Here is a 22,054-nt window from a genome sequence, read left to right on the forward strand (position 1 = left end):
ACCGGCTGGTGACTACTGCGAGTCGGTGGCCGACTCGTCGCTCTCGGTGGGCACCTCGGCGCCGGCCTCCACAGCCTCTTCCTCGAGGTCCGCAGCGGTCGGGGCCTCGTTGATCGCGACGATCAGGGTTTCCGGGTCCGAGACGAGGGAGACGCCCTGCGGCAGGTCGAGATCGGCGGCGTGTACGGAAACACCGGCCGCGGTGCCTTCGACGCTGACGGTGATCTGCTCGGGGATCGACAGGGCGTCGGCCTCGATCTCCACGACGCTGGCGTCCTGGACGACCAGGGTGCCCGGGGCGGCGTCGCCCTCGACCACGATGGTCACCTCCACGGTGACCTTCTCGCCGCGACGGATCACCAGCAGGTCGACGTGCTCGATGTAGTTGCGGATCGGGTGGACGTCGATCTGCTTGGTCAGCGCCAGCTGGCTGGTGCCCTCGATGTCGAGATCGATGATGGCGTTGGTGCCGTTGGCGCGCAGGATGGCGGCGAGCTCGCGGGCCGGCAGGCTGAGGTGCTGCGGGTCGGTGCGGTGGCCGTACAGGACGGCGGGCACCTTGCCCTCGCGGCGGGCGCGGCGAGCGGCGCCCTTGCCCTTCTCGGTGCGCGTGGTGACGGCGAGCTTGGTGGTCTCGGTTGCCATGATGATCTCCTCGTGATTGCTGATCGGCGGTGGTCTTCGGTCGCGGCGAGCGAACACGACCCACATCCGCCGGGCGGGCACTCGAGGGCCCGCGAGGAGAACTGCGATGGTCGCGCCGATCACGGTGACAAATCACCCTCGCCGAGACAACGTCGGCCAGGGTAGTCGATGACCTGGCCCGATGTCACATCGCGTGGCAGCCGCCGGTGGTCGCGGGCCTACAACCGGCATACTCGCTGCCATGACCTCACGCACCCCGATCGAGATCACGACGGCCTACCTCGACGCCCTCGCCCGCGACGACATCGACGCCGCGATGGCCAACCTCGACGACGACATCGTCTACACCAACGTCTCGCTGCCGACTGTGCACGGAAAACGGAAGGTTGCCAAGATCTTCGGCGGCATGGCCACCAACCCCCGCGCGGGCTTCAACTACCGCATGATCAACGTCAGCGCCGACGGTCCGGTGGTCCTGACCGAACGCGTCGACGAGATCAGCGTCGGCCGCGTTGCCGTGCAGTTCTGGGTCTGCGGCCGGTTCGAGATCGCCGACGGGCGGATCGTGGTGTGGCGCGACTACTTCGACTACTTCGATTGCACCAAGGCGCTGCTGCATGGTCTGGCCGCCGCCGTGGTGCCGCGGCTGCAGCGCCCGCTCCCGGTGCGCGTCGCGGCCTGAATCCCCAGCTCGATCAACCGACCGGATGACACCCGAGTATCGGAATCCGGTGCGGTCCCATATGCTTTCGCGTCATGAGCTATCAGCAACCCGCATACGGGGGGCCCCAGGGGGGCCAGAGCTTCTACGTCAACATCATGGGTCAGGAGCAGGGGCCGCTCGACGTCGCGCAGCTGCACCAGATGGCAATCGCCGGTCAGCTGAAGGGCGAGACCCTGGTGCGCGCCGCCGACGCCCCGAATCCCTTCCCGGCCAGCCAGGTACCCGGTCTGTTCTCCGACAAGGAGTGGATGACGACGCTGCTGATCTCGTTCTTCCTGGGCGGGCTCGGTATCGACCGCTTCTACCTGGGGCAGACCGGTCTCGGCGTCGGCAAACTGCTCACCTGCGGCGGGTGTGGAGTGTGGTCCCTGATCGACCTCATCCTCATCGCCATGCGCAAGGTGACCGACGCCGATGGGCGTCCGCTGGCCTGACACACGCCTGACGCACGCGGGCCGGATGATCTGATCGAGATCATCCGGCCCGAGTCGCGTATGTCAGAGGATCTCGTCGAGGTTCTCCATTGGCCGGGTGAGCCGAGTTCCCTTGTCCGTCACCACAAACGGGCGTTCCACCAGGATCGGGTGGGCGACCATCGCGTCGAGGATCTGCTCGTCGGACGCCGATGCGAGGTCGAGTTCCTTGTAGAGGGCCTCGCGTTTGCGCACGGCCTGCGACGGCGTCAGTCCGGCGGCGGCGAACAACTTCTCCAGCTGCGTGCGGGTGAACGGCTCGTCCAGGTATTTGACGATGGTCGGTTCCACCCCGTGCTCACGCAGCTTCTGCAGCGCCTTGCGGGAGGTCGAGCATTTCGGGTTGTGATAGATCGTCGCATCCACGTCGGTAGCCTATCGCCGCCGCGGCAGGCGAAGGGTCAGCAGGGCGGCGGCCGTGCAGCAACCCGCGCCCACGATGATCGGCGCCGACGACCCGCCGCGGTCGATCGCGAACGCCCCGAACAGTGCGCCGATCGCGATCGAGGAGTTGAACGTGGTCGCATATAGGGTCGTGGCGGCTTCCCGGGCATCGGGTGCGGCCCGGAACACCGTGGTTTGCAGGCCCACCGGGATCGCCGCGTATGCCGCCGCCCATAGCAACAACAGCGGCAGGGCGGCCGCCATGACCGGTGCGCACAGGAGTACCAGCGTCAAGGCCGCGGCCAGGAGCCCGACGAGTCCCGTCAGTGCCCAGCGCAGCGATGTCACCCGCGTCATGTAAGCACCCGCGGCGAAGTTGCCCCCGACCCCGGCCACGCCCATCGCGAGCAGGACCGCGCTGACGAGATCGTCGGAGATGCCGATGCCGTCGATGATGAACGGGGTCACGTAGGTGTAGGCGGAGTAGGCGCCGATGATGACCAGCGCGGTGACTCCCAGCGTCACCGCGAGAACACGGTTGCCCAGCTGGCCCGGCAGTTCGCGCAGCGCCACGTTGCCGACCGGGGTGGTCGGGCGCATGAAAGCGGCCAGCGCCACGAACGCCACCGCGCTGAGTCCGGCCAGTCCCCAGTAGGCGGCGCGCCAGCCCAACAGCTGACCCACCAAGGTGCCCAAGGGCATTCCGGCCACCGAGGCCAGCGACACCCCGGAGAACGCGATGGTGGTCGCGCGTACCGACGCCGCCGGTGGGACCAGCAGGATGGCGGTGGCCGCAACGATGGCCCACATCAGGCCCAGCGCGCACCCGATGACGGCGCGGATCACCACCAGCAGCACGTAGTTGCCGGCCAGTGCGGTCAGCGCGTTGCCGACCGCGAAGAGAGCGAGCACGACGAGCAGGATCGCGCGCCGGTCCATCCGGCGGGTGGCGGTGGCCAGCGTGGGGGAGGCGACGGCGGCGACTGCGGCGAAGTAGGTGACGCTGAGTCCGATCATCCCCTCCGAGACGCCGAGGTCCTCGGCCATCGGTCCGAGCAACCCGATGGGCATGATCTCGGTGGTGGTGACGGTGAAGACCCCGAGTCCAAGGGTGGCGACCGCGGCCCAGTCGCGCCGCGTGGCACGTGTCCTCATGGGTCTCCTCAGCAGTGGTGGCCGACGATCTGGGACCGTCACATTCTCACCGGTGGTGCGGTGGCCGCGCAGCACGAGCGGAGTCATTCGGACACTCGGCACGGACCCGTTGATCGCGACGAATCGGGCATGATCGGTCTCATGGGCGGCTACAGACTCGGTGCGATGGTCGCGGTGATCGTGCTCGGGGCAATCAGTGTCATCGCGTTCGCGCCGGGCCGCGCCTGCGCGTGCAGTTGTATGCCCCGACCCAAGGACGAGGTGATCGCCTCAGCGGAGGCGATCGTCGTCGGGACGGTGGTGGATCGAGCCGACGCGGAGGCCGACGGGAGTCGCTACACCATCCGCGTGGAGTCCAGCTACCGACAGCAACTGCCCGAATTCATCACCGTGGTCACGGCGTCGGCCGGGGGTGCCTGCGGCGTCAGCCTGCAGGAGGGTGCTCGGGAGGTGGTGGTCCTGGGCTGGCCGGGTGGGGGCGTCAGCAAGCGACCCGGCGAATGGGGCGCCAACCTCTGCTCCAATTTGAGTGTCACCCAGGCCGACGTCGACCGTCTGGCCGGACCCGCGCTGCAACCGGTGCCACTTCCGCCGCAGGGACACCCGGCAGACGGGCGCCCACCGGCGGGGCCCGAAGCCGACAGTTGGGTGTCGACGTGGGTCGTCGCCGGCGGCATCGCGGTCGCGGTGTCGGCGCTGGCAGTGATCGTCGTGCTGGTGGTCCGGCGCCCGGGCTGATCGCTGCCGGCTAGGCGATACCGTCGAAAAGGCTTGTCACCGAGCCGTTTTCGAAGACCTCGCGAATGGTTTGAGCCAGCAGCGGGGCAATCGAGAGCACCGTCAGCGTCTCGAAACGCTTCTCCGGCGGGATCGGCAGGGTGTCGGTGGCGATGACCTCGTCGGCGCCACAGTTGGCGAGCCGCTCGGTCGCCGGGTCGGAGAACACGGCATGGGTGGTGGCGATGACCACGTCGCCGGCCCCGGCGTCCTTGAGTTTGGCCACCGCACCCGCGATGGTGCCGCCGGTGTCGATCATGTCGTCGATGAGCACACAGGTGCGGCCCTCGACCTCGCCGACCACGCGGTGGGCGACAACCTGATTGGCCACCATCGGGTCGCGGGTCTTGTGGATGAACGCGACCGGGGCGCCGTCGAGTGCGTCGGCCCACTTCTCGGCGACACGCACACGACCGGAGTCGGGGGAGACCACCGCGATGTTGTCGGTGCCGTACTTGCCGCGCACATAGTCCGACAGCTGTCCCTGCGCGTGCATGTGGTCGACGGGGCCGTCGAAGAAGCCCTGGATCTGGTCGGTGTGCAGGTCGACGGTGATGATCCGGTCGGCGCCCGCGGCCTTGAGGAGGTCGGCGATGAGGCGGCCCGAGATGGGCTCGCGACCGCGGTGCTTCTTGTCCTGGCGGGCGTATGGGTAGAACGGCAGGATCACGCTGATCCGCTTGGCCGATCCGCGCTTGAGCGCGTCGATCATGATCAGCGCTTCCATCACCCACTGATTGAGCGGGAACGGGCAGCTCTGCAGGACGAACGCATCCGAGCCGCGCACGGACTCCTCGAACCGCACGAACAGCTCACCGTTGGCGAAGTCCCGCGCCGTCTGCGGCGTGACCTTGATGCCGAGTTCGTCCGCGACCGCTTCGGCCAGTTCGGGGTGGGCGCGCCCAGAGAACAGCATGAGGTTCTTCTGGTTATCGGTGGTCCAGGTCATGAAAACTCTTCTACTCGTCGGGTATCACTCGGGCTGGTCGTCTGGCTGCTGCTGAGCGGTCCGCGCGGCGCGTGCGGCCTCGGTGTCCGGGCGCTTGCGCACCACCCAGTTCTCGATATTGCGTTGTTCTCCCGCCGACACGGCGAGGGCTCCCGGCGGTACATCTTGCCGCACCACTGTCCCCGCGCCGGTGTACGCCCCGTCCCCGACGGTGACCGGTGCGACAAACATGTTGTCAGACCCGGTCCGGCAGTGGGACCCGATCACGGTTCGATGTTTGTTCACACCGTCGTAGTTGACGAAGACACTCGACGCGCCGACGTTGGACTGCTCGCCGATCGTGGCGTCGCCGACGTAGGTGAGGTGGGGGACCTTGCTGCCGTCACCGATGGTCGCGTTCTTGGTCTCCACGAAGGTGCCGATCTTGCCGTGGGCGCCCAACTGCGTACCGGGCCGCAGGTAGGCGAACGGACCGACGCTGGCGCCGTCGCCGATCACCGAATTGCTGCCATGGGTGCGGATGACGTGTGCGCCACGCCCGATCGTCACGTCGGTCAGCGTGGTGTCGGGACCGAGGACCGCGTCTTCGGCGATCGAGGTGCGGCCGTGCAACTGCGTGCCGGGTTCGATGCGCACATCCGCCTCGATGGTCACCTCGACGTCGATCCACGTCGACGCGGGGTCCACGACCGTCACCCCGGCAAGCTGGTGCCGGCGCACGATCCGGCGGTTGAGCTCGGCACCCAACTCGGAGAGCTGAGCCCGGTCGTTGCAGCCGGCGACGAGCCACGGATCGTCGACGGTGAAGGCGCGCACGGCTTTTCCGCTGCGACGCGCGATCGCGATCACGTCGGTCAGATAGAACTCGCCTTGGGAATTGTCGGTGGACAGCTCGGCGAGAGCGGCCCGCAACGCTGCCCCGTCGAAGGCGTACACCCCGGCGTTGACCTCGGTGATGGCGCGCTGCTTGTCGGTGGCGTCGCGTTCCTCCACGATCGCCTGCACCGAGCCGTCGTTGGTGCGGATGATGCGTCCGTAGCCGGTGGGATCATCGGCGGCAAAGCTGGTCAGCGTGGCGGCAGCCGCGACGTCACCGGCGTGGTGGGCGGCGACCAGGCCGCCGAAGACCTCGGCGTCGAGCAGCGGTACGTCGGCCGCGGTGACGATGACGGTGCCGTCGAAGTCGGCGGGCAGCGCACCCAGGCCCACCCGCGCCGCGTCGCCGGTGCCGCGCGGGGAGTCCTGCCAGGCGGTCGTGTACGGCAGATCGAGGGCGGTTGCGACCTCGTCGACCGCGCCGGCGACACGCTCTCCCTCGTGACTGACCACCGCGACCACGTGCGCCGGGTCGATTCCCGCTGCGCCGTGGAGTACGTGTCCGACGAGGCTGCGTCCGGCGATGGAGTGCAGGATCTTGGGCGTCTTGGATTTCATCCGGGTCCCGGCGCCTGCGGCGAGGACGATCACGGCCACGGGTGACGATGGTCCCGTCATGACATTCTCCGCCTCTCCGCGGTCCTCGTATCGCTGACGAGCCCCGCTGTCGCGCCGGGTGCGATCCTACGCACCGGCCACATCGTGCAGCCACGCACCGGCGCGGATCGCCGCCTGATAGAAAACAAGGTGACCCGCGACCCCCATGCGCTCGACCGATCGTGATGTTCCGACGCGATTCCTACCGCATCCGGGGTCCGGGAAACAAAACGGACCAACGGAGGTACATCGATGAGCACTCAGAAGACCGCGATCGTCACCGGCTCGGCGCGAGGGATCGGCGCCGCCGTCGCCAAGCGCCTCGCGTCGGACGGATTGGCGGTGGGCGTTCTCGACCTCGACGCCGACGCCTGCGCCGACACCGTCAAAGCCATCACCGACGCTGGTGGCAAGGCTATTGCGGTGGGTGCCGACGTGGCCGACGAGGCGTCGGTCGGTCGTGCGGTCACCCAGGTTTTCGATCAGCTGGGCGCGCCGACCGTCGTGGTCAACAACGCCGGTGTGCTGCGCGACAACCTGCTGTTCAAGATGTCGGTCGACGACTGGGACACCGTCCTCGCCGTGCACCTGCGCGGTGCGTTCAATGTGACCAAGGCCGCACAGAAGTACATGGTCGAGGCCGGCTGGGGCCGCATCGTGAACCTGTCGAGCACCTCGGCGCTCGGTAACCGCGGACAGGCCAACTACTCCGCTGCCAAGGCCGGCATGCAGGGCTTCACCAAGACCCTGGCCATCGAACTCGGCAAGTTCGGCGTCACCGCCAACGCGATCGCCCCCGGCTTCATCGCGACGGACATGACCGCGGCCACCGCAGCGCGGGTCGGCGCCGACTTCGAGGAGTTCAAGAAGGCTGCCGCCTCGCAGATCCCGGTCAACCGCGTCGGCGTGCCCGAGGACATCGCCCACACCGCGTCGTTCTTCGTCAGCGAGGGCGCCGGATTCGTGTCCGGTCAGGTGATCTACGTCGCCGGTGGTCCCAAGGACTGACTCTCGCCGCGGACCCGACGAGCCGCTGTGGCACAATCGGGTCCGCGATATTCCCCCATGGTGTAATCGGCAACACTTCTGATTTTGGTTCAGGCATTCCAGGTTCGAGTCCTGGTGGGGGAGCCGAGAGAGCCGCGGGTCACCGTCTGCGGAGGACTCGCGCCCACCCAGGTGATGAGATCGCGGCCGGGTTGGCAGTTGTCGATGACGTCTAAGGAGCGCAGGATCTCGCGGTCGTCGCGGGTGATCATGTCGGAAGCTCGTTGGCCGGTGTAGTGCAGTCCGTCGCCGCCTCATACGTCGGTGGAGCCGGTGCATCCACCGCCTGGTTGGAAGAGGGTCTCGTCGATCAGGCGGCCTTGCGGAAAGTATTGGCCCACATAGGCGTTGGTCGCGGAGTGGTCCAGCAGGAAGGACACCTTGGCGCAGAAGTTGCCTTGCTTGTCTTCGTAGGGTTGTCCGGCGCTGCTCGTGACGACGTGCGCGTTGGCCGGCAGTTCGACCTGGAGTTCTCGGGCCACGTCGGCGGTGTCGACTCCTGATTCGCCGCAGGCGGCGAGGAGTGCGAGTGCAACTGTGCAGAGCGTGACGGCGGATTTACGGGGCATGAGTTCGTGATGGGTCGAGGTGCCGACGGAGTCGATGTCTGCGCCGGTGGGGAGACTTCACGACGATAGACCAATTGCCCTACCCGATTCTCAGGTGACTGCGCCATCCTGGATCGGTGGGTCATCCTGAAGTCGTGCATGAGTCCGTCGAACCAGAACCCGACGACGAGGCCGCCATCCTCGCCGAGGTCGTCGGCTCCTGGAACCGGATCGTCGCCTGGACGCTGACCGTGGGCGGTCTGATCTCGTTCGTCGCGGCGTTCACCCTCACCATCGAGCGCTTCGAGCTGGCGGAGAACCCGAAGTACGTGCCGTCGTGCAGCTTCAACCCGGTGCTGTCGTGCGGATCGGTGATGGCCACGCCGCAGGCGGCGGTTTTCGGCTTCCCGAACCCGATGATCGGCATCGCGGCCTTCGCGGTGGCCGTGACCTTTGGATTGGGGTTGTTCGCGGGAGCCCGGTTCGCCGGCTGGTTCTGGGCGGGTTTGCAGGTCGGGGTCACGCTGGGGATGGTCTTCATCTGCTGGCTGATCTATCAGAGCCTCTACGAGATCGGTGCTCTGTGCCCGTACTGCATGGTGGTGTGGGCGATGATGATCCCGATCTTCGTCTTCGTCAGTGTCCGCAATGCGCACGCCAGTGGGCTGACGTCGCGGTCATCGTTTGTCGCGTTGCTCGCCCGCAATCACGCGCTGATCATCACGGTGTGGGTGCTGGTGATCATCGCCCTTGTCGGACAACGTTTCTGGTCGTACTGGTCTAGTCTGTACTGACCCATCTCTCGTGACATTGACACATGGTAGATTTGCGTTAGTGAACCTGCCCCGAAGTCGACGGTGAATCCGTCAGGATGGACCCATGTCACAACTGACCTACGAGGAGTTCGGCCGTCGCTTCTTCGAGGTCGCGGTGTCCGAGGAGCGGGTGGGGGCCGCGTTCTCGTCGCTCGTGGGCGAGTCCTTTGAAGTGGGGCCCATCTCATCGGGGCCAGGCGGAATCGCCAAAGTGCTTGCCCGCGTGCGGATCGACGAACCGGAGATCACGCGTGACGTGGGCGAGCTGATCACCTTCGAGGTCCAGATCCCGCTCACGATCCGCCTGCTGGTGGACCTCAAGGTCGACCGGATCAAATACGACGTCGACGGACGGGTGGCGCTGGCCCTGACGGCGCGGGCCGCCGAACCGCTCGAACTGCGCATCGAGGTGCAACCACCCAAACCCCGGGACGTGACCGTGGGGGTGGCATCGCACAACCTGCGCGGCGAGATCATCCGCGTGGTGGGCCAGATCGACGACGAGATCAAACGCGTGATCGCCAAACACGTCGCCGCCGAGATCGACAAACCGGAGATCCGCAAAGCGCGGATCATCGACGTTTCAACCGAACTCGGACGCGCCTTCGAATCCTTGTGACGCACGTCGGGGACGGTGACCCTCCGGTCACCGTCCCCGACGAAGCGTTGCGATCCGATCAGACCGTCGTGTGGGTCTTGCGCCCGGTGATCGCCAGATAGGCGGCGATCAGCACCACGGCGACGATCACCCCCACGATGAACGGGATGATCTGCCATCCGCCGTTCTCGTTGTTGTAGCCGAACAGGCTGTAGCAGATCCACGAGCCGATCAGCGAGCCCAGCACGCCGAGCACGATGGTCATGAGGACGCCGATGTTCTGCTTACCCGGCATGACCAGGCGCGCGAGCGCACCGATGATGAGTCCGACGATGATTGCACTGATGATGGTCCAAAGCATGGGAACTCCCCCTGGGGAACGGTGTACCGACTGCGTATGTACTGACCGCTCACGCACGCTGCTCGACGCGAACCGTGCCCCCGACGTTACCGGTGGGGTGCGGCTTCATCGGCGTTCGCAACCGAATCGAGACCGCTGAAACGTTGACCGTGCGCTCGAGCTCGACTGCACGATCGATGGGCGGTCGGTCAGAGCATGTGCACCTTGCGGTACACCTTCGCGGCGGCCGGGGTGAGCATCCCGACCTCGTCGAGGAATTCCATCAGATGGGCGCATCCGCTGCGCACCATCGACTGGAAGTGATGGTTGCGGCGCATCTCGGCCACCGCGCGGTGCTTGTCCAGGCCCGCATCGGCATATGCTTGCGGCCGAACGAGACTCGTGAAGATGAACGACGCCGCGACGGCCGTGTGATACGCGCTCCACCGTCGTTTCATCGGCCCGGCCTGGGCCATGGCCTCGCGCACCTGCTCGCGCGCGTAGCGCATGTGGCGGGACTCCTCGAGCACGTGGATCTCGTTGACCGTTCGGATGAACGGCAAGACCCGCTCGTCGCGCATGCATCCGCGCTGGAACACGTCGAGAATCTCCTCGGCCACGAGGATGCCCGCATACGCGACCTCGTTCTTGGTGGTGGCGCCGAAGAGCTTGCCCGCCTTGCCGATCCGCGGATGAGGCTGATACGAGGTGCCCACCATCTTCTCGGTCGCCTTGGCGAACATGAGTGAGTGTCGGCACTCGTCGGCGATCTCGGTCAACGCGAACTGGAACTCGCCACTGTGGTACTCGCCGAGATACTGGTCGCGAATGACCAACTGCTGCAAGAGCATCTCGAACCAGATGCCGATGCTCATGATCGAGGCGAACTCGTGGCGGGTGAGTCGCACGCGCTGCTCTTCGGTCAGCTCCGCCCAGTAGTCCGTCCCGTACAGGGTCGACCATTCCGGGCTGCAGCCGTAGTGCCGCGGATCCATCGGTGCGTCCCAGTCGATCTCGGTCAGGGCATTGCGCGACAGGCGTGCGGCCGAGGCGAGCAGCCGGTGGGAGACCACCTCGGTGCCGCGCTCGAGCGTGCTCGTGTCGTCGTGGATCTCGCGTTCCTGCTGAATGGTCATCGGCGTCCTCGAGTCAGGGCAACAGTTACATCGATTGATGTAACGGTAACACCATTCGATGTCATCGTCGAGGTTGAGATCAGACGATGAGTCCCTCGCTCTTGAGCCAGTCGTAGGCCACGTCGGCCGGGTCCTCGCCGTCGATGTCGACGCGGGCGTTGAGGTCGAGCATGACGTCGTTGGTGAGGCGCTGGGAGATGGCGCCGAGGAGGTCGGCCAGTTGCGGGTATTTGCGCATGATCTCGCCGCGCACCACGGCCGTGCCGCTGTAGGGGAGGAAGAACTTCTTGTCGTCGTCGAGCAGAACCAGTCCGAGGTTCTTCACGCGTCCGTCGGTGGTGTACACCTCGCCGAAATTGCAGGGGTCCGCGTTGTTGGTGGCCGAGTAGATGACCCCGGCATCCATCCGGGTGACGTTGCGCGGCGGGACGCCGTTCGGCTTGTTGTAGGGAATCCCGTACTTGGCGAGCATGGACAGGAATCCGTCGGCGCGAGAGAAGAATTCGTCGTCGACGCAGAAGGTTCGGTCCCGCTCGGGGAGTCGCGCCACGTCGGAGAGCGTTCGGACGTTGAGCCGTTTCGCGGTGGCGGGTGAGGCCGCGAAGGCATAGGTGTCGTTGAAGTTGGCCGGCGGCAACCAGACCAGGTCGTAGTCGGACTTCTCGATCGCGGCGACCTGCTTCCACAGTTCGGTCGGATCACTGATGGTCTCGGTCTTCTGGTGATAGTTCACCCATGCGGTGCCGGTGTACTCCCACAAGATGTCCGCGTCGCCGTTGAGTTGGGCCTGCCGCGACGACGCCGAGCCGGGTGCACCGGTCATGTCGGTGACGTCGGCGCCGGCCGACGCCAGGTAGCTGGCGGTGATCTTGCCCAGGATGACGCCCTCGGTGAAGCTCTTGGACGTCACCACGAGCTCGGCGCCCGCCAGCGGCTTGGCACCGTCGGGCAGCGCCCCGGTCTTGAACGTGCCCGACGAACTGACCAGCCCGCATCCGGCGATCGTGAGCAGGGCGACGACGGAGAGTACCGTCAGCAGACCACGTGATGTCCGCATCGCCTTCGCCCCGCTCATCGCAGCCCCTTCGGTGTTGCGGCGAACTCGAAGAGCCTGCCGAGCCAGTCGATGATCAACGCGAGCAGGCCCACCAGGATGGCACCGGAGACCAGTAGTTTCGGCAGGAACAGCGTGATGCCCGTGGTGATGAGCGTGCCCAGGCTCGAGGCGCCGATGAAGGTACTGAGCGTGGCCGTCCCGACCAGGATGACGAGTGCGGTCCGGACGCCGTTGAGGATGACCGGAACGGCCAGCGGCAGCTCGACCTGCACCAGCGTTCGCAGCCCGGAATAGCCGATGCCGCGGGAGGCCTCGATGGTGCGCGCGTCCACCTGTCGCAATCCGACAATCGTGTTCTGCAGGATCGGCAGCACCGCGTAGACGACGAGGCCGACGACGGCCGCCTTGAACCCGACGCCGAGCCAGAAGGTGAACAGGACGAGCAGACCGACCGCCGGTGCGGCTTGTCCGACGTTGGCGAGGTTCACCACGATGGGGCTGTAGCGGCGCAGTGCGGGCCGAGTGAGCAGGATTCCCAGCGGGATGGCCACCGCGATGACGATCACGGTGGCGGTCACCGTGAGCTTGATGTGGTCGAGGATGGTGGTCTGCAGAGTCGACCAACCGAGCGATTTTTCCTCGGTCTCGGTGAAAGTCGTTGTGGTGTACCAGGTGAAGTACCCGACGCCGATGACGAGGATGACGAGCGGCTCCAGCCACACATCGAGTGGGGTGCTGCGCAGCAGGCGTCTCATGGTGAGGCGGTGCCTCCGCCGTCGGCCGCCGGACGTTCGATGACGGCGGTCGGTTGGGCATCGGTGTCGATCACCGTCGTGTCTTCGTCGTCGGCGGCGACGACGGGTGTCTCGATGGGGCCGGTGCCCTCCTCGTGTTCGGCGTAGCCGATGTGTTCGGCTTCCCGTGCTTCGTCGAGCTGACCGCGGATGATCTCCATGACCGAGGCGATGGTGAGGTTGCCGATCACCGCGCCCCGGCCGTCGGTGACCAGCACACCGCCCTGACTCGCGGCGAGCATCGTGTCGAGGGCGTCGTTGAGGGTTGAGCTACGGGCGACCACCGGCAGCCGATGGTCGACGTAGTCGGAGACCTCGGGTTTGGAGGTGAGCTCGTCCAGCGACGGCCAGGCGCGCGGCCGGTCGTATTCGTCGACGACGACCACCCACGTGTGACCGGCGGCCCGCGCCCGGTCGATGACCCGGCCGGACGGTTCGCCGACGCGGGCGGTGATGACGTCGTTGTGTTCGACGTCGCGGACCCGGGTCAACGTCAGATGCGCGAGCGTCGCGCCGGACCCGATGAACTCCTCGACGAACGGTGTCGCCGGGCTGGCGAGGATCTCCTCGGGTGCCGCGTACTGCTCCACGTGCCCGCCCTCGGACAGGATGAGCACCTTGTCGCCGAGTTTGGTGGCCTCCTCGAAATCATGGGTGACGATCACGATCGTCTTGCCGAGTTCGTGCTGAATGGCGATCAGACTGTCCTGCAGCCGAACCCGCGTGATGGGGTCGACGGCTCCAAACGGCTCGTCCATCAGCAGCACCGGCGGATCGGCGGCCAGCGCGCGGGCCACGCCGACCCGCTGCTGCTGACCGCCGGACATGTCCTTGGGGAGCCGGTCGGCAAAGGTGTCGGCGTCGAGACCGACGAGATCGAGGAGGTAGGCGGTGCGGTCGGCGATTCGCTTCTTGTCCCAGCCGAGGACGCGCGGGATGGCGCCGATGTTCTTCGACACCGACCAGTGCGGGAACAGTCCGCCGGACTGGATGACATAGCCGATCGACTGGCGCAGTTTGTCGGGATTCTCCTTGGTGACGTCGCGGCCGCCGATGAAGATACGACCCTCGGTGGGTTCGATGAGCCGGTTGATCATCTTGAGGGTAGTGGTCTTTCCGCAGCCCGACGGCCCGACGAAGGCGACGATGTCGCCGGCGTCGATGTGCAGGTCGAGGCGCTCGACCGCGGGTTTGGTGGTCCCGCGGTAACGCTTGACGACGCCATCGAGGTCGATGTCGGTTCCGGTGACGGTGCGATCGCCCGGCGTCGTGGGCCGGCTGTTGACGTCGGTCATGAAAGTCCTTTGGAGATCGTGAGGCGTCCCAGCAGAACGAGCAAGGCGTCGAAGACGAGGGCGATGATGACGATGAGAATGGTTCCGGTCAACGCCATCTCGAGCGCGTTGGCACCGCCGAGCCGCGAAAAGCCGTTGAAGATCAGCGATCCGAGCCCCGGCCCGAGGACGTAGGCGACGATCGCGGCCACACCGACGATCATCTGCGTCGACACCCGGATGCCGGTCAGGATCACCGGCCAGGCGATCGGCAGCTCCACCGTCAGCAGGATGCGCCAGCGGGAAAGCCCGATGCCCCTGGCGGATTCGACGACGCTCGCCGGGACCGACCGCAACCCCACCACGGCGTTGCCGATCACCGGTAGTGCCGCGAAGAAGGCGAGCATGATGAACGAGGGGACCACACCCAACCCGAACGGCACGATCAACAGCGCGAGCAACGCGAGCGACGGGATCGTCAGCGCGATTCGGCTGGTGGTCAACGTCAACGACGACACCACGGGAAGTCGATACACCGTGACGGCGATCAGCAGGGCGACGACGGTGCCGACCAGCACCGTCTGGAAGGCCAGGGAGGCATGCTGATACGTGAGGAACGTGAGGTTACTCGCGTGGTCCTGCACGTATGTCCACAGCTGCACGGTCGTCCCATCGCCAAGGTCGCTTCACGTGACATTACGCATCGTGAACCGGCGTGGGGTCGGTTTACGGCACGCGCGCACCGACATTTGCCGAGACTTCCCGGCGTCGACGACCGTGAACTGCGCAAACACAGCGGCGCGACCGGCCATTGACTTTTGTTCTCGGTGATGGAAAGTCGGCGACGACGAGGTCGGCGAGGCGTGTCAGGCCACCTGGGCGTCGAAGCATCTCTCCAACGACCGCGACCTGATCCGCCACCCGTCATCGGTGAGCGTCCACTCGTCGCGATACCAGAGACCGAGCAGATGGGTGCTGGTGTCGGTCTGCATCGGGTTGAGGCACAGGGTGCGTGATCGGGCGGTGGCACCGTCGACGGTGATGTCGTGATTACCGAGCAGATGACAGTAGGCGGCAAATGCGGGCAGGACCTCACCCAGCCAAGTCTTGACCGCGGGGAGATCCCCGACGATGCCGCCCATCACGCTGTAGTCGATGCGGGCGTCGGGGACGAAGACGCGGTCGAGGTCGTCGAAACGGCCGGCGTCGACGGCGGTGGAATAGTCGGTCAGAACCTGCGTGATCTCCAGACGCGCGGAGATCTCCTCGATGCTCAGCATGCGTGAAGTCTGACAGCCGGTCGACGCCGACCACTGCGGTTTCGCCGCAGGCCGTTAGGCTGAGGCCCATGGCCATCAGTCGCTCGCCCGAAGGAGGCGAGGTGCAGCGCGCCCCCCGCGCCCGGATGACGGGTGCCCAGCGCCGCCTGCAGCTCATCGAGGTGGCCCGGGGCCTGTTCGCCGAGCGCGGCTTCGAGGGCACCTCGATCGAGGAGATCGCGCAGCGCGCGGGGGTGTCCAAGCCGATCGTGTACGAACACTTCGGCGGCAAGGAGGGACTCTACGCGGTGGTCGTCGACCGCGAGATGGAGACCCTGCTGGAGATGGTCACCCAGTCGCTGACCCGCAACCGCTCGTTGTATCGCATCCAACAGGTCGCCCTGGCGCTGCTCACCTACATGGAGGAACGCACCGACGGATTCCGCATCCTCGTGCGCGGGGACAGCGCTGCGAGCACGAGCGAAACCGCGACGTACTCAAGCCTTCTCAACGATGCCATCAGCCAGGTGGAGCACATCCTTGCCGGCGACTTCGAACGTCGGGGCTTTGATCCCAGCCTCGCCCCGCTCTACGCGCAGGCGCTGGTCGGCATGGTGTCGGTGACGGCCCAGTGGTGGCTCGACGTTCGCGAACCCTCCAAAGAGGTGGTCGCTGCGCACCTGGTCAACCTGTGCTGGAACGGACTGACCCGCCTCGACCCGAATCCGGTACTCGTCGAATCTGATTATGCGGAACCCAAGGAGTCTGGCGCCGAGGACGTTTGAACTGCGCCCACTCCCGCTGGTTGAGCCGCGACGGACGAGCGTCGCGAGTCCGCCGCGCGTCGAAACCATCAGCGAGACAAGGATGTCCGCAACCACGGCGGTTGCACGGTGGGCGCTTGTGCAGGCGGCTTACGGTGGTTTCGACGCGGCTCGGTCTCGCTACGCTCGACCGTGCCGGCTCAACCAGCGGGAAAGGTCCCGGCTCAACCAGCGGAAAAGGTCCCGGCTCAACCAGCAGGAAAAGGTGCTGGCTCGCCCAGCGGGAAAGGTGCCGCCTCCGGTCAGGCGAGCACCAGGCTGCGCTTGGCCAAGCCCATCCAGAATCCGTCGATGACCTGATCGGGTTGTTGCTCCGGGTCGGTGCTGGCGCCGAGCGCCACGAACAGCGGTGCGAAATGCTCGATCGTCGGATGCGCGTACGGCATACCCGGCGCGCGATTGCGGAAGTCGATGAGCGACTCCACATCTCCTGCGGCGAAGCGTTCGTGTGCCCAGGCGTCGAACTCGGCAGACCACGTGGGTGGCGTGGCCTCGGGGCGCCGGTCGGTGAGGTAGGGGAGGCCGTGGGTGGTGAAGCCGGAACCGATGATGAGGACGCCTGCGTCGCGCAGCGGGGCCAGCCGGCGGCCGAGTCCGAGGAGGTGTTCGGGGTCGAGCGTCGGCAGCGAGATCTGCAGGACGGGCACATCGGCGTCGGGGTACATGACGGTCAGCGGTACATAGGCGCCGTGGTCGAGACGGCGATCGGGATCGTGTGCCACCGGCTCGCCGTCGGGCATCAGTGATTCGACGGTCCGGGCGAGGTCCGGTGCGCCCGGCGACCAGTAGGTGGTCTCGTAGTAGCGGTCGGCAAAGCCCCAGAAGTCGTAGGTGAGTGGGGTGCTCGCGTCGGTGGAGCCGATGGTCAGCGGGGCCGCCTCCCAGTGTGCCGAGACGACGAGGATGGCCGACGGCCTGGGGAGTTCACGAGACAGGTCGCGCAGCTGATCCACCCACACCTCGCTGTCGACGAGTGGCGGCGCTCCGTGGCTGAGGAACAATGCGGGCACCGGCCCCGACGACGGCTCCGAAAGGCTTGCTGACATGGACATATGGTAGTCAACCGAACTCCGGTCCGGTTGATTCCGGGTGAACTGGGTCACGTCGGCTGTGTCGCGGGCCGTCCAGCTGCGAGCCGGTCATCCGCGGGCACCTACAATTGCTCGAGTGTCGACTCCGCGTGCCCTCGTCGGGCTTTCCGAGCTGGCCTGTGCAGACACCGCGATCTCGGGAATCCGCGCCCGGCGTGACGAAGTGCACGTCGACCTCACCGCCCCCGACGCCGCCCGCCCCTTTGTGGTGGCCTGCCTCGCCAAGGACGCCGATGCGCCCCTGCTCGTGGTCTCGGCCAACGGACGCGAGGCCGACGATCTGACCGCCGAACTGGCCGAACTGCTCGACGAGCCCGACGCGGTGGCCCAGTTCCCGTCATGGGAGACGCTCCCGCATGAGCGGCTCTCGCCCAGCGCGGACACGGTCGGTGCGCGATTGGCGGTGCTGCATCGGCTCGCCAACCCCGGGGATTCGCCGTTGCGCGTGGTGGTCACGACGGTGCGGTCGCTGGTGCAGCCGATGGCGCCCGGACTCGGCGACGTCGCCACCATCAGCCTCGCCGAGGGCTTCGAGATCGACTTCGACGGCCTGCTCACCGATCTCGTCGAGATGGCCTACGAGCGGGTGGACATGGTCGGCCGCCGCGGTGAGTTCGCGGTGCGCGGCGGAATCCTCGATGTCTTCCCGACGACCGCCGACTACCCGGTCCGTGTGGAGTTCTGGGGCGACGAGATCACCGAGATGCGGGCCTTCTCGGTCGCCGATCAACGTAGCCAGCCCGAGGTCGAGGCGACCCGGGTGGACATCCATCCGTGCCGTGAACTGCTGCTTACCGATGAGATCCGTACTCGCGCAGCTGAACTCGCGTCACAGTTCGAAGGTGATCCGACGCTGGCCGAGATGCTGACCAAGCTCGCCGAGGGTATCCCGGTCAACGGGATGGAGGCCCTGATCCCCGCTCTGGTCGACGGGCGGATGCAGCTGCTCACCGAGGTGGTCCCGGCCGGCACACGGGTGCTCATCCTGGATCCGGAGAAGGTCCGCACCCGGGCGGCCGACCTGTCGAAGACGGGCGCGGAGTTCCTGGAGGCGTCGTGGACGGCCGCCGCGATGGGTGCGCAGGGGCCGCTGGACGGACGGTCCTCGCAGGCGCTCGGCGTCGACCTGCAGGCCAGTGCCTACCGTCCGCTCGACGAGGTGCGCGAGACGACGCTCGCCGCCGGACGGTCCTGGTGGACGATCAGCCCGCTGGCCACCGGTGACGATCACGAGGTGGTGCTCGACCTCGCGCCGGGGCCGGCTCCGCGCGGCGACGACAACGAGATCGTTGCGGTATTCGCCCAGTTGCGTGCCCATGTCCGAGCCGGGCAGACGGCGGCAATCGTGGTGGCGGGCAAGGGAACCGCTCAGCGGGTGGGTGAGCGGCTGGCCGATGCCGAGGTTCCGCACGTCATCGCCGAACCGGGCCATCGGCCCGCCCCGGGTGAGGTGAGCGTCTTCGGCGGTACCCTGCGCCACGGGCTGGTGTGCCCGGACGCCGGCCTGGTCATCGTCACCGAGGCCGACCTGACCGGTACCCGCGTCGCGAATGTCCGTGACGGACGCAAACTTCCGGCCAAGCGTCGCAATCAGGTCGACCCGCTGGCGCTCACCGCGGGCGACCTCGTGGTCCACGACCAGCACGGCATCGGCAAGTTCGTGGAGATGATCGAGCGCACGGTGTCGGGTGCGCGACGCGAGTACCTGGTGCTCGAGTACGCGCCGTCCAAACGGGGGCAGCCCGGCGACCGCCTGTACGTGCCGATGGATGCCCTCGATCAGTTGTCGCGGTACGTCGGTGGTGAGCAGCCGTCGCTGTCCAAGCTCGGCGGCTCGGACTGGCAGAACACCAAACGCAAGGCGCGCAAGGCGGTCCGCGAGATCGCCGGTGAGCTGGTGCAGCTGTATGCGGCCCGGCACGCGGCCCCGGGACATGCCTTCGGGCCGGACACTCCGTGGCAGCAGGAGATGGAGGACGCCTTCGACTTCACCGAGACCGTCGATCAGATGACGGTGATCGGCGAGGTGAAGGCCGACATGGAGCGTCCGGTGCCGATGGATCGCGTCATCGTCGGCGACGTGGGCTACGGCAAGACCGAGATCGCGGTGCGCGCGGCCTTCAAGGCAGTACAGGACGGCAAGCAGGTCGCTGTCCTCGTTCCGACGACAATCCTTGCGCAACAGCATCTTCAGACATTCTCCGAGCGAATGTCGGGATTTCCGGTGCGGGTTCGCGGACTGTCCCGCTTCACCGACGCCCGTGAGTCCCGGGAGATCATCGACGCGATGGCGACCGGTGAGGTGGACATCGTGATCGGAACCCACCGCCTCCTGCAGACCGGTGTCACCTGGAAAGACCTCGGTCTGGTCATCGTCGACGAGGAACAGCGGTTCGGCGTCGAGCACAAGGAACACATCAAATCCCTGCGGACCCACGTCGATGTGCTGACCATGTCGGCCACGCCCATCCCGCGCACCCTGGAGATGTCGATGGCCGGCATCCGCGAGATGTCGACGATCCTCACCCCGCCGGAGGAGCGGCACCCGGTGCTGACCTATGTGGGTGCCTACGCCCCCAAACAGGTTGCCGCCGCCATCCGGCGCGAGTTGCTGCGCGACGGTCAGGTGTTCTACGTGCACAACCGGGTCTCGACAATCGACAAGACCGCCCGCGACATCGCCGCGATGGTTCCCGAGGCGAGAGTTGTTGTGGCGCACGGCCAGATGAACGAGGATCAACTGGAGAAGACGGTCTCCGGGTTCTGGAACCGCGAGTTCGACGTGCTGGTGTGTACCACCATCATCGAGACCGGCCTGGACATCTCCAACGCCAACACCCTGATCGTCGACCGTGCCGAGAACCTGGGGCTGTCGCAGCTGCATCAGCTGCGGGGCCGGGTGGGCCGCAGCCGCGAACGCGGCTACGCCTATCTGCTCTACAGCCCGGAACGTCCGCTGACCGAGACCGCCTACGACCGGCTGGCCACCATCGCGCAGAACAACGAGCTCGGTGCCGGAATGGCGGTGGCGCTCAAGGATCTCGAGTTGCGTGGTGCCGGAAACGTGCTCGGTGCCGAACAGTCCGGGCACGTCGCCGGCGTCGGGTTCGATCTGTACGTGCGGCTCGTCGGCGAGGCGGTGGAGGCCTATCGGGCCGCTGCGGACGGACAGCCGGTGACCTCGCGTGAGACCGAGGAGGTGCGCATCGACCTGCCGGTCGACGCCCACATCCCGGTCGAGTACGTCGATTCCGATCGTCTGCGCCTCGAGGCGTACCGCAAACTGGCGTCGGCCATCGACGACGCGGCCGTCGACGGCGTCATCGCCGAGCTGACCGACCGTTACGGCGAACCGCCTGTGGAGACCACCCGGTTGGCAGCGATCGCCCGGCTGCGGCTGCGCTGCCGCGAACGGGGGATCACCGAAATCGGTTTGGCCGGAACAGGTCTGAAGATCTCGCCGTTGCCGCTGCTGGACAGCGAGCAGGTGCGCCTCAAACGTCTGTACTCGGCGGCCAACTACCGGGCCACCACCTCGGTGGTGACGTTGCCGATCCCGCGGACCGGGGGAGTCGGCTCGGCCCGGCTGCGCGACGACGAACTGATCGTCTACCTGACGACCTTCCTCACCCAGCTCAAACCACTTGCCGAGACGAGGTCGTAGCGAGATGACGATTGTGCTGCTGGATCCGAGTCGCCCGGATCTGATCCCGATCCGGGCACGCGGTCTGCTGTCCGGTGCCGTGCTGGTGACCGAAGACGTACCCGCCGCGGCGCTCTGGGAGTTCGACCACGTGGAGCCGGCCGTGGAGGATTCTGCGGGGACGGATTGGGGCCACGACGACACCGTGCTGATCAGTACCGACGCGGAGCATCCGATCGTCCGGGCCAGGATCGCACGCGGCGACACCGTGATCGCCGCCCGGCGAGTGCCGGGATCGGCACTTCTGGAAGCGGTGGCGCTGATGGACACCCTGCGCGGCAACGGTCCGTGGGAGAGCCGGCAGACCCACGCGTCGCTGCGGCGCTACCTGCTCGAAGAGGTCTATGAGCTGCTCGATGCCATCGATCACGACGATCCGGCGGAACTGTGCGAGGAACTCGGCGACCTGCTACTGCAGGTGCTCTTCCATGCCCGGATCGCCGCCGACGATCCCGACGCGCCCTTCGACATCGACGATGTGGCACGCAGCTTCACCCGCAAGGTCTCCGGTCGCACCCCGGGGGTGTTGTCGGGGGCCCACGCCGATCTCGAGACACAGATCCGGGAGTGGGAGGAGCGCAAGGCCGCCGAGAAGAACCGGGGCTCGGTCCTGGACGGGATCGCGACCACCCAACCGGCTCTCGCGCTGACGCAGAAGGTCCTCGAACGCCTCACGGCGGCCGACTATCCGGTGGACACCATCGATCCGGACGTGCTGACGGTGACGGTCACCGCCGGTGACGACAGCGTCGAGGACACGGCCCGGCGTCGCACCCTGGCGCTGATCGACGCGGTGCGTGCAGCCGAGACACGCGCACGGCAGGCCGACCTGACGCTGACCACCCGGGATGCCTGGCTGACCGCACTCGCCGAGGGCACCGCAGATCTCGCCGACGGTACCGTCGAGGACACCCCACCGTTACGCCCGCACTGATTTCAATTCGCCGTCTGCGGCCATGACGATCCCGCCGCGCCCGGGCGCACACCC

Annotated in this window: 24 protein-coding genes and 1 tRNA gene; 10 read left to right on the forward strand and 15 right to left on the reverse strand. The window is 66.8% G+C overall.

Annotated features, from left to right (window positions below):
- Positions 1-12 precede the first annotated feature (12 nt).
- Positions 13-645 carry a 50S ribosomal protein L25/general stress protein Ctc gene (locus GBRO_RS07540; RefSeq protein WP_012833382.1) on the reverse strand — a complete coding sequence of 211 codons (633 nt, stop codon included), beginning with the start codon at positions 643-645 and terminating at the stop codon, positions 13-15.
- A gap of 241 nt (positions 646-886) precedes the next feature.
- Between GBRO_RS07540 and GBRO_RS07545 the strand changes: the two genes are divergently transcribed.
- A complete protein-coding gene (locus GBRO_RS07545; RefSeq protein ID WP_012833383.1) occupies positions 887-1,327 on the forward strand; it encodes a limonene-1,2-epoxide hydrolase family protein in 441 nt (146 codons plus the stop codon).
- Between the two features lie 74 nt (positions 1,328-1,401).
- Positions 1,402-1,803 (forward strand): NINE protein, encoded by a 402-nt coding sequence (locus GBRO_RS07550; protein WP_012833384.1) that lies wholly within the window; start codon positions 1,402-1,404, stop codon positions 1,801-1,803.
- 63 nt (positions 1,804-1,866) lie between these two features.
- On the opposite strand, the gene arsC is transcribed toward GBRO_RS07550, so the two are convergent.
- Complete coding sequence (gene arsC / locus GBRO_RS07555; RefSeq protein ID WP_012833385.1) at positions 1,867-2,208, reverse strand: arsenate reductase (glutaredoxin); 342 nt, start codon at positions 2,206-2,208, stop codon at positions 1,867-1,869.
- A gap of 9 nt (positions 2,209-2,217) precedes the next feature.
- Entirely contained in the window at positions 2,218-3,381 is a 1,164-nt protein-coding gene (locus tag GBRO_RS07560) for an MFS transporter (RefSeq protein ID WP_012833386.1), read from the reverse strand.
- 141 nt (positions 3,382-3,522) lie between these two features.
- On the opposite strand from GBRO_RS07560, the gene GBRO_RS07565 reads away from it, so the two are divergent.
- A complete protein-coding gene (locus tag GBRO_RS07565) occupies positions 3,523-4,119 on the forward strand; it encodes a hypothetical protein (protein ID WP_147290639.1) in 597 nt (198 codons plus the stop codon).
- A 10-nt stretch (positions 4,120-4,129) separates the two neighbouring features.
- Here the strand turns inward: GBRO_RS07565 and GBRO_RS07570 are convergent, their stop codons facing one another.
- Both GBRO_RS07570 and glmU read right to left on the reverse strand, forming a co-directional pair.
- Positions 4,130-5,107 carry a ribose-phosphate diphosphokinase gene (locus GBRO_RS07570; protein WP_012833388.1) on the reverse strand — a complete coding sequence of 326 codons (978 nt, stop codon included), beginning with the start codon at positions 5,105-5,107 and terminating at the stop codon, positions 4,130-4,132.
- A gap of 24 nt (positions 5,108-5,131) precedes the next feature.
- Positions 5,132-6,601 (reverse strand): bifunctional UDP-N-acetylglucosamine diphosphorylase/glucosamine-1-phosphate N-acetyltransferase GlmU, encoded by a 1,470-nt coding sequence (gene glmU / locus GBRO_RS07575; RefSeq protein ID WP_012833389.1) that lies wholly within the window; start codon positions 6,599-6,601, stop codon positions 5,132-5,134.
- Between the two features lie 231 nt (positions 6,602-6,832).
- Between glmU and GBRO_RS07580 the strand changes: the two genes are divergently transcribed.
- Together GBRO_RS07580 and GBRO_RS07585 are read left to right on the forward strand one after the other, a co-directional pair.
- Entirely contained in the window at positions 6,833-7,588 is a 756-nt protein-coding gene (locus tag GBRO_RS07580) for an SDR family oxidoreductase (RefSeq protein WP_012833390.1), read from the forward strand.
- A 51-nt stretch (positions 7,589-7,639) separates the two neighbouring features.
- Positions 7,640-7,711: transfer RNA gene (locus GBRO_RS07585), tRNA-Gln, on the forward strand.
- On the opposite strand, the gene GBRO_RS26295 is transcribed toward GBRO_RS07585, so the two are convergent.
- Both GBRO_RS26295 and GBRO_RS07590 read right to left on the reverse strand, forming a co-directional pair.
- A complete protein-coding gene (locus GBRO_RS26295; protein ID WP_155825206.1) occupies positions 7,678-7,839 on the reverse strand; it encodes a hypothetical protein in 162 nt (53 codons plus the stop codon). The genes GBRO_RS07585 and GBRO_RS26295 overlap by 34 nt on opposite strands.
- A 42-nt stretch (positions 7,840-7,881) precedes the next feature.
- Complete coding sequence (locus GBRO_RS07590) at positions 7,882-8,196, reverse strand: hypothetical protein (protein ID WP_012833391.1); 315 nt, start codon at positions 8,194-8,196, stop codon at positions 7,882-7,884.
- A 134-nt stretch (positions 8,197-8,330) separates the two neighbouring features.
- On the opposite strand from GBRO_RS07590, the gene GBRO_RS07595 reads away from it, so the two are divergent.
- On the forward strand, positions 8,331-8,969 hold the full coding sequence (locus tag GBRO_RS07595; RefSeq protein ID WP_012833392.1) for a vitamin K epoxide reductase family protein: 639 nt from the start codon (positions 8,331-8,333) through the stop codon (positions 8,967-8,969).
- An 85-nt stretch (positions 8,970-9,054) separates the two neighbouring features.
- Positions 9,055-9,609 (forward strand): hypothetical protein, encoded by a 555-nt coding sequence (locus GBRO_RS07600; RefSeq protein ID WP_012833393.1) that lies wholly within the window; start codon positions 9,055-9,057, stop codon positions 9,607-9,609.
- Positions 9,610-9,667: 58 nt separating this feature from the next.
- On the opposite strand, the gene GBRO_RS07605 is transcribed toward GBRO_RS07600, so the two are convergent.
- The 7 genes from GBRO_RS07605 to GBRO_RS07635 form a co-directional block, all read right to left on the reverse strand.
- Positions 9,668-9,949 (reverse strand): GlsB/YeaQ/YmgE family stress response membrane protein, encoded by a 282-nt coding sequence (locus tag GBRO_RS07605; RefSeq protein WP_012833394.1) that lies wholly within the window; start codon positions 9,947-9,949, stop codon positions 9,668-9,670.
- A gap of 188 nt (positions 9,950-10,137) precedes the next feature.
- A complete protein-coding gene (locus GBRO_RS07610) occupies positions 10,138-11,064 on the reverse strand; it encodes an AurF N-oxygenase family protein (protein ID WP_012833395.1) in 927 nt (308 codons plus the stop codon).
- Between the two features lie 79 nt (positions 11,065-11,143).
- Positions 11,144-12,139, reverse strand: a complete 996-nt coding sequence (locus GBRO_RS07615; protein ID WP_012833396.1) for a glycine betaine ABC transporter substrate-binding protein — start codon at positions 12,137-12,139, stop codon at positions 11,144-11,146.
- Positions 12,136-12,876 (reverse strand): ABC transporter permease, encoded by a 741-nt coding sequence (locus tag GBRO_RS07620; RefSeq protein ID WP_012833397.1) that lies wholly within the window; start codon positions 12,874-12,876, stop codon positions 12,136-12,138. Before GBRO_RS07620 ends, GBRO_RS07615 begins: the two co-directional genes overlap by 4 nt.
- Positions 12,873-14,210 carry an ABC transporter ATP-binding protein gene (locus GBRO_RS07625; protein WP_012833398.1) on the reverse strand — a complete coding sequence of 446 codons (1,338 nt, stop codon included), beginning with the start codon at positions 14,208-14,210 and terminating at the stop codon, positions 12,873-12,875. The genes GBRO_RS07620 and GBRO_RS07625 overlap by 4 nt, the downstream gene beginning before the upstream one ends.
- Complete coding sequence (locus tag GBRO_RS07630) at positions 14,207-14,851, reverse strand: ABC transporter permease (RefSeq protein WP_012833399.1); 645 nt, start codon at positions 14,849-14,851, stop codon at positions 14,207-14,209. Before GBRO_RS07630 ends, GBRO_RS07625 begins: the two co-directional genes overlap by 4 nt.
- Positions 14,852-15,055: 204 nt before the next feature.
- Positions 15,056-15,469: a nuclear transport factor 2 family protein gene (locus tag GBRO_RS07635; RefSeq protein ID WP_012833400.1), complete on the reverse strand. Its 414-nt coding sequence runs from the start codon at positions 15,467-15,469 to the stop codon at positions 15,056-15,058.
- A gap of 68 nt (positions 15,470-15,537) precedes the next feature.
- On the opposite strand from GBRO_RS07635, the gene GBRO_RS07640 reads away from it, so the two are divergent.
- Complete coding sequence (locus tag GBRO_RS07640; protein ID WP_041919789.1) at positions 15,538-16,233, forward strand: TetR/AcrR family transcriptional regulator; 696 nt, start codon at positions 15,538-15,540, stop codon at positions 16,231-16,233.
- 281 nt (positions 16,234-16,514) lie between these two features.
- Here the strand turns inward: GBRO_RS07640 and GBRO_RS07645 are convergent, their stop codons facing one another.
- Complete coding sequence (locus GBRO_RS07645; protein ID WP_012833402.1) at positions 16,515-17,324, reverse strand: dioxygenase family protein; 810 nt, start codon at positions 17,322-17,324, stop codon at positions 16,515-16,517.
- A 115-nt stretch (positions 17,325-17,439) separates the two neighbouring features.
- Here GBRO_RS07645 and mfd point away from each other — a divergent pair, with 115 nt between their 5' ends.
- Together mfd and GBRO_RS07655 are read left to right on the forward strand one after the other, a co-directional pair.
- A complete protein-coding gene (mfd, locus tag GBRO_RS07650; RefSeq protein WP_012833403.1) occupies positions 17,440-21,027 on the forward strand; it encodes a transcription-repair coupling factor in 3,588 nt (1,195 codons plus the stop codon).
- A gap of 4 nt (positions 21,028-21,031) precedes the next feature.
- A complete protein-coding gene (locus GBRO_RS07655) occupies positions 21,032-22,000 on the forward strand; it encodes a MazG family protein (protein WP_012833404.1) in 969 nt (322 codons plus the stop codon).
- Positions 22,001-22,054: the final 54 nt, after the last annotated feature.

Source organism: Gordonia bronchialis DSM 43247 (genome assembly GCF_000024785.1).
Taxonomy (GTDB): Bacteria; Actinomycetota; Actinomycetes; order Mycobacteriales; family Mycobacteriaceae; genus Gordonia; species Gordonia bronchialis.

What these genes read in the sequence shown, in the direction of transcription:
- GBRO_RS07540 (WP_012833382.1), bottom strand. Translation starts at nt 645, where the DNA reads ATGGCAACCGAGACCACCAAGCTCGCCGTCACCACGCGCACCGAGAAG.
- GBRO_RS07545 (WP_012833383.1), top strand. Translation starts at nt 887, where the DNA reads ATGACCTCACGCACCCCGATCGAGATCACGACGGCCTACCTCGACGCC.
- GBRO_RS07550 (WP_012833384.1), top strand. Translation starts at nt 1,402, where the DNA reads ATGAGCTATCAGCAACCCGCATACGGGGGGCCCCAGGGGGGCCAGAGC.
- GBRO_RS07560 (WP_012833386.1), bottom strand. Translation starts at nt 3,381, where the DNA reads ATGAGGACACGTGCCACGCGGCGCGACTGGGCCGCGGTCGCCACCCTT.
- GBRO_RS07565 (WP_147290639.1), top strand. Translation starts at nt 3,523, where the DNA reads ATGGGCGGCTACAGACTCGGTGCGATGGTCGCGGTGATCGTGCTCGGG.
- GBRO_RS07570 (WP_012833388.1), bottom strand. Translation starts at nt 5,107, where the DNA reads ATGACCTGGACCACCGATAACCAGAAGAACCTCATGCTGTTCTCTGGG.
- glmU (WP_012833389.1), bottom strand. Translation starts at nt 6,601, where the DNA reads ATGACGGGACCATCGTCACCCGTGGCCGTGATCGTCCTCGCCGCAGGC.
- GBRO_RS07580 (WP_012833390.1), top strand. Translation starts at nt 6,833, where the DNA reads ATGAGCACTCAGAAGACCGCGATCGTCACCGGCTCGGCGCGAGGGATC.
- GBRO_RS26295 (WP_155825206.1), bottom strand. Translation starts at nt 7,839, where the DNA reads ATGATCACCCGCGACGACCGCGAGATCCTGCGCTCCTTAGACGTCATC.
- GBRO_RS07590 (WP_012833391.1), bottom strand. Translation starts at nt 8,196, where the DNA reads ATGCCCCGTAAATCCGCCGTCACGCTCTGCACAGTTGCACTCGCACTC.
- GBRO_RS07600 (WP_012833393.1), top strand. Translation starts at nt 9,055, where the DNA reads ATGTCACAACTGACCTACGAGGAGTTCGGCCGTCGCTTCTTCGAGGTC.
- GBRO_RS07605 (WP_012833394.1), bottom strand. Translation starts at nt 9,949, where the DNA reads ATGCTTTGGACCATCATCAGTGCAATCATCGTCGGACTCATCATCGGT.
- GBRO_RS07610 (WP_012833395.1), bottom strand. Translation starts at nt 11,064, where the DNA reads ATGACCATTCAGCAGGAACGCGAGATCCACGACGACACGAGCACGCTC.
- GBRO_RS07615 (WP_012833396.1), bottom strand. Translation starts at nt 12,139, where the DNA reads ATGAGCGGGGCGAAGGCGATGCGGACATCACGTGGTCTGCTGACGGTA.
- GBRO_RS07620 (WP_012833397.1), bottom strand. Translation starts at nt 12,876, where the DNA reads ATGAGACGCCTGCTGCGCAGCACCCCACTCGATGTGTGGCTGGAGCCG.
- GBRO_RS07625 (WP_012833398.1), bottom strand. Translation starts at nt 14,210, where the DNA reads ATGACCGACGTCAACAGCCGGCCCACGACGCCGGGCGATCGCACCGTC.
- GBRO_RS07635 (WP_012833400.1), bottom strand. Translation starts at nt 15,469, where the DNA reads ATGCTGAGCATCGAGGAGATCTCCGCGCGTCTGGAGATCACGCAGGTT.
- GBRO_RS07640 (WP_041919789.1), top strand. Translation starts at nt 15,538, where the DNA reads ATGGCCATCAGTCGCTCGCCCGAAGGAGGCGAGGTGCAGCGCGCCCCC.
- GBRO_RS07645 (WP_012833402.1), bottom strand. Translation starts at nt 17,324, where the DNA reads ATGTCCATGTCAGCAAGCCTTTCGGAGCCGTCGTCGGGGCCGGTGCCC.
- GBRO_RS07655 (WP_012833404.1), top strand. Translation starts at nt 21,032, where the DNA reads ATGACGATTGTGCTGCTGGATCCGAGTCGCCCGGATCTGATCCCGATC.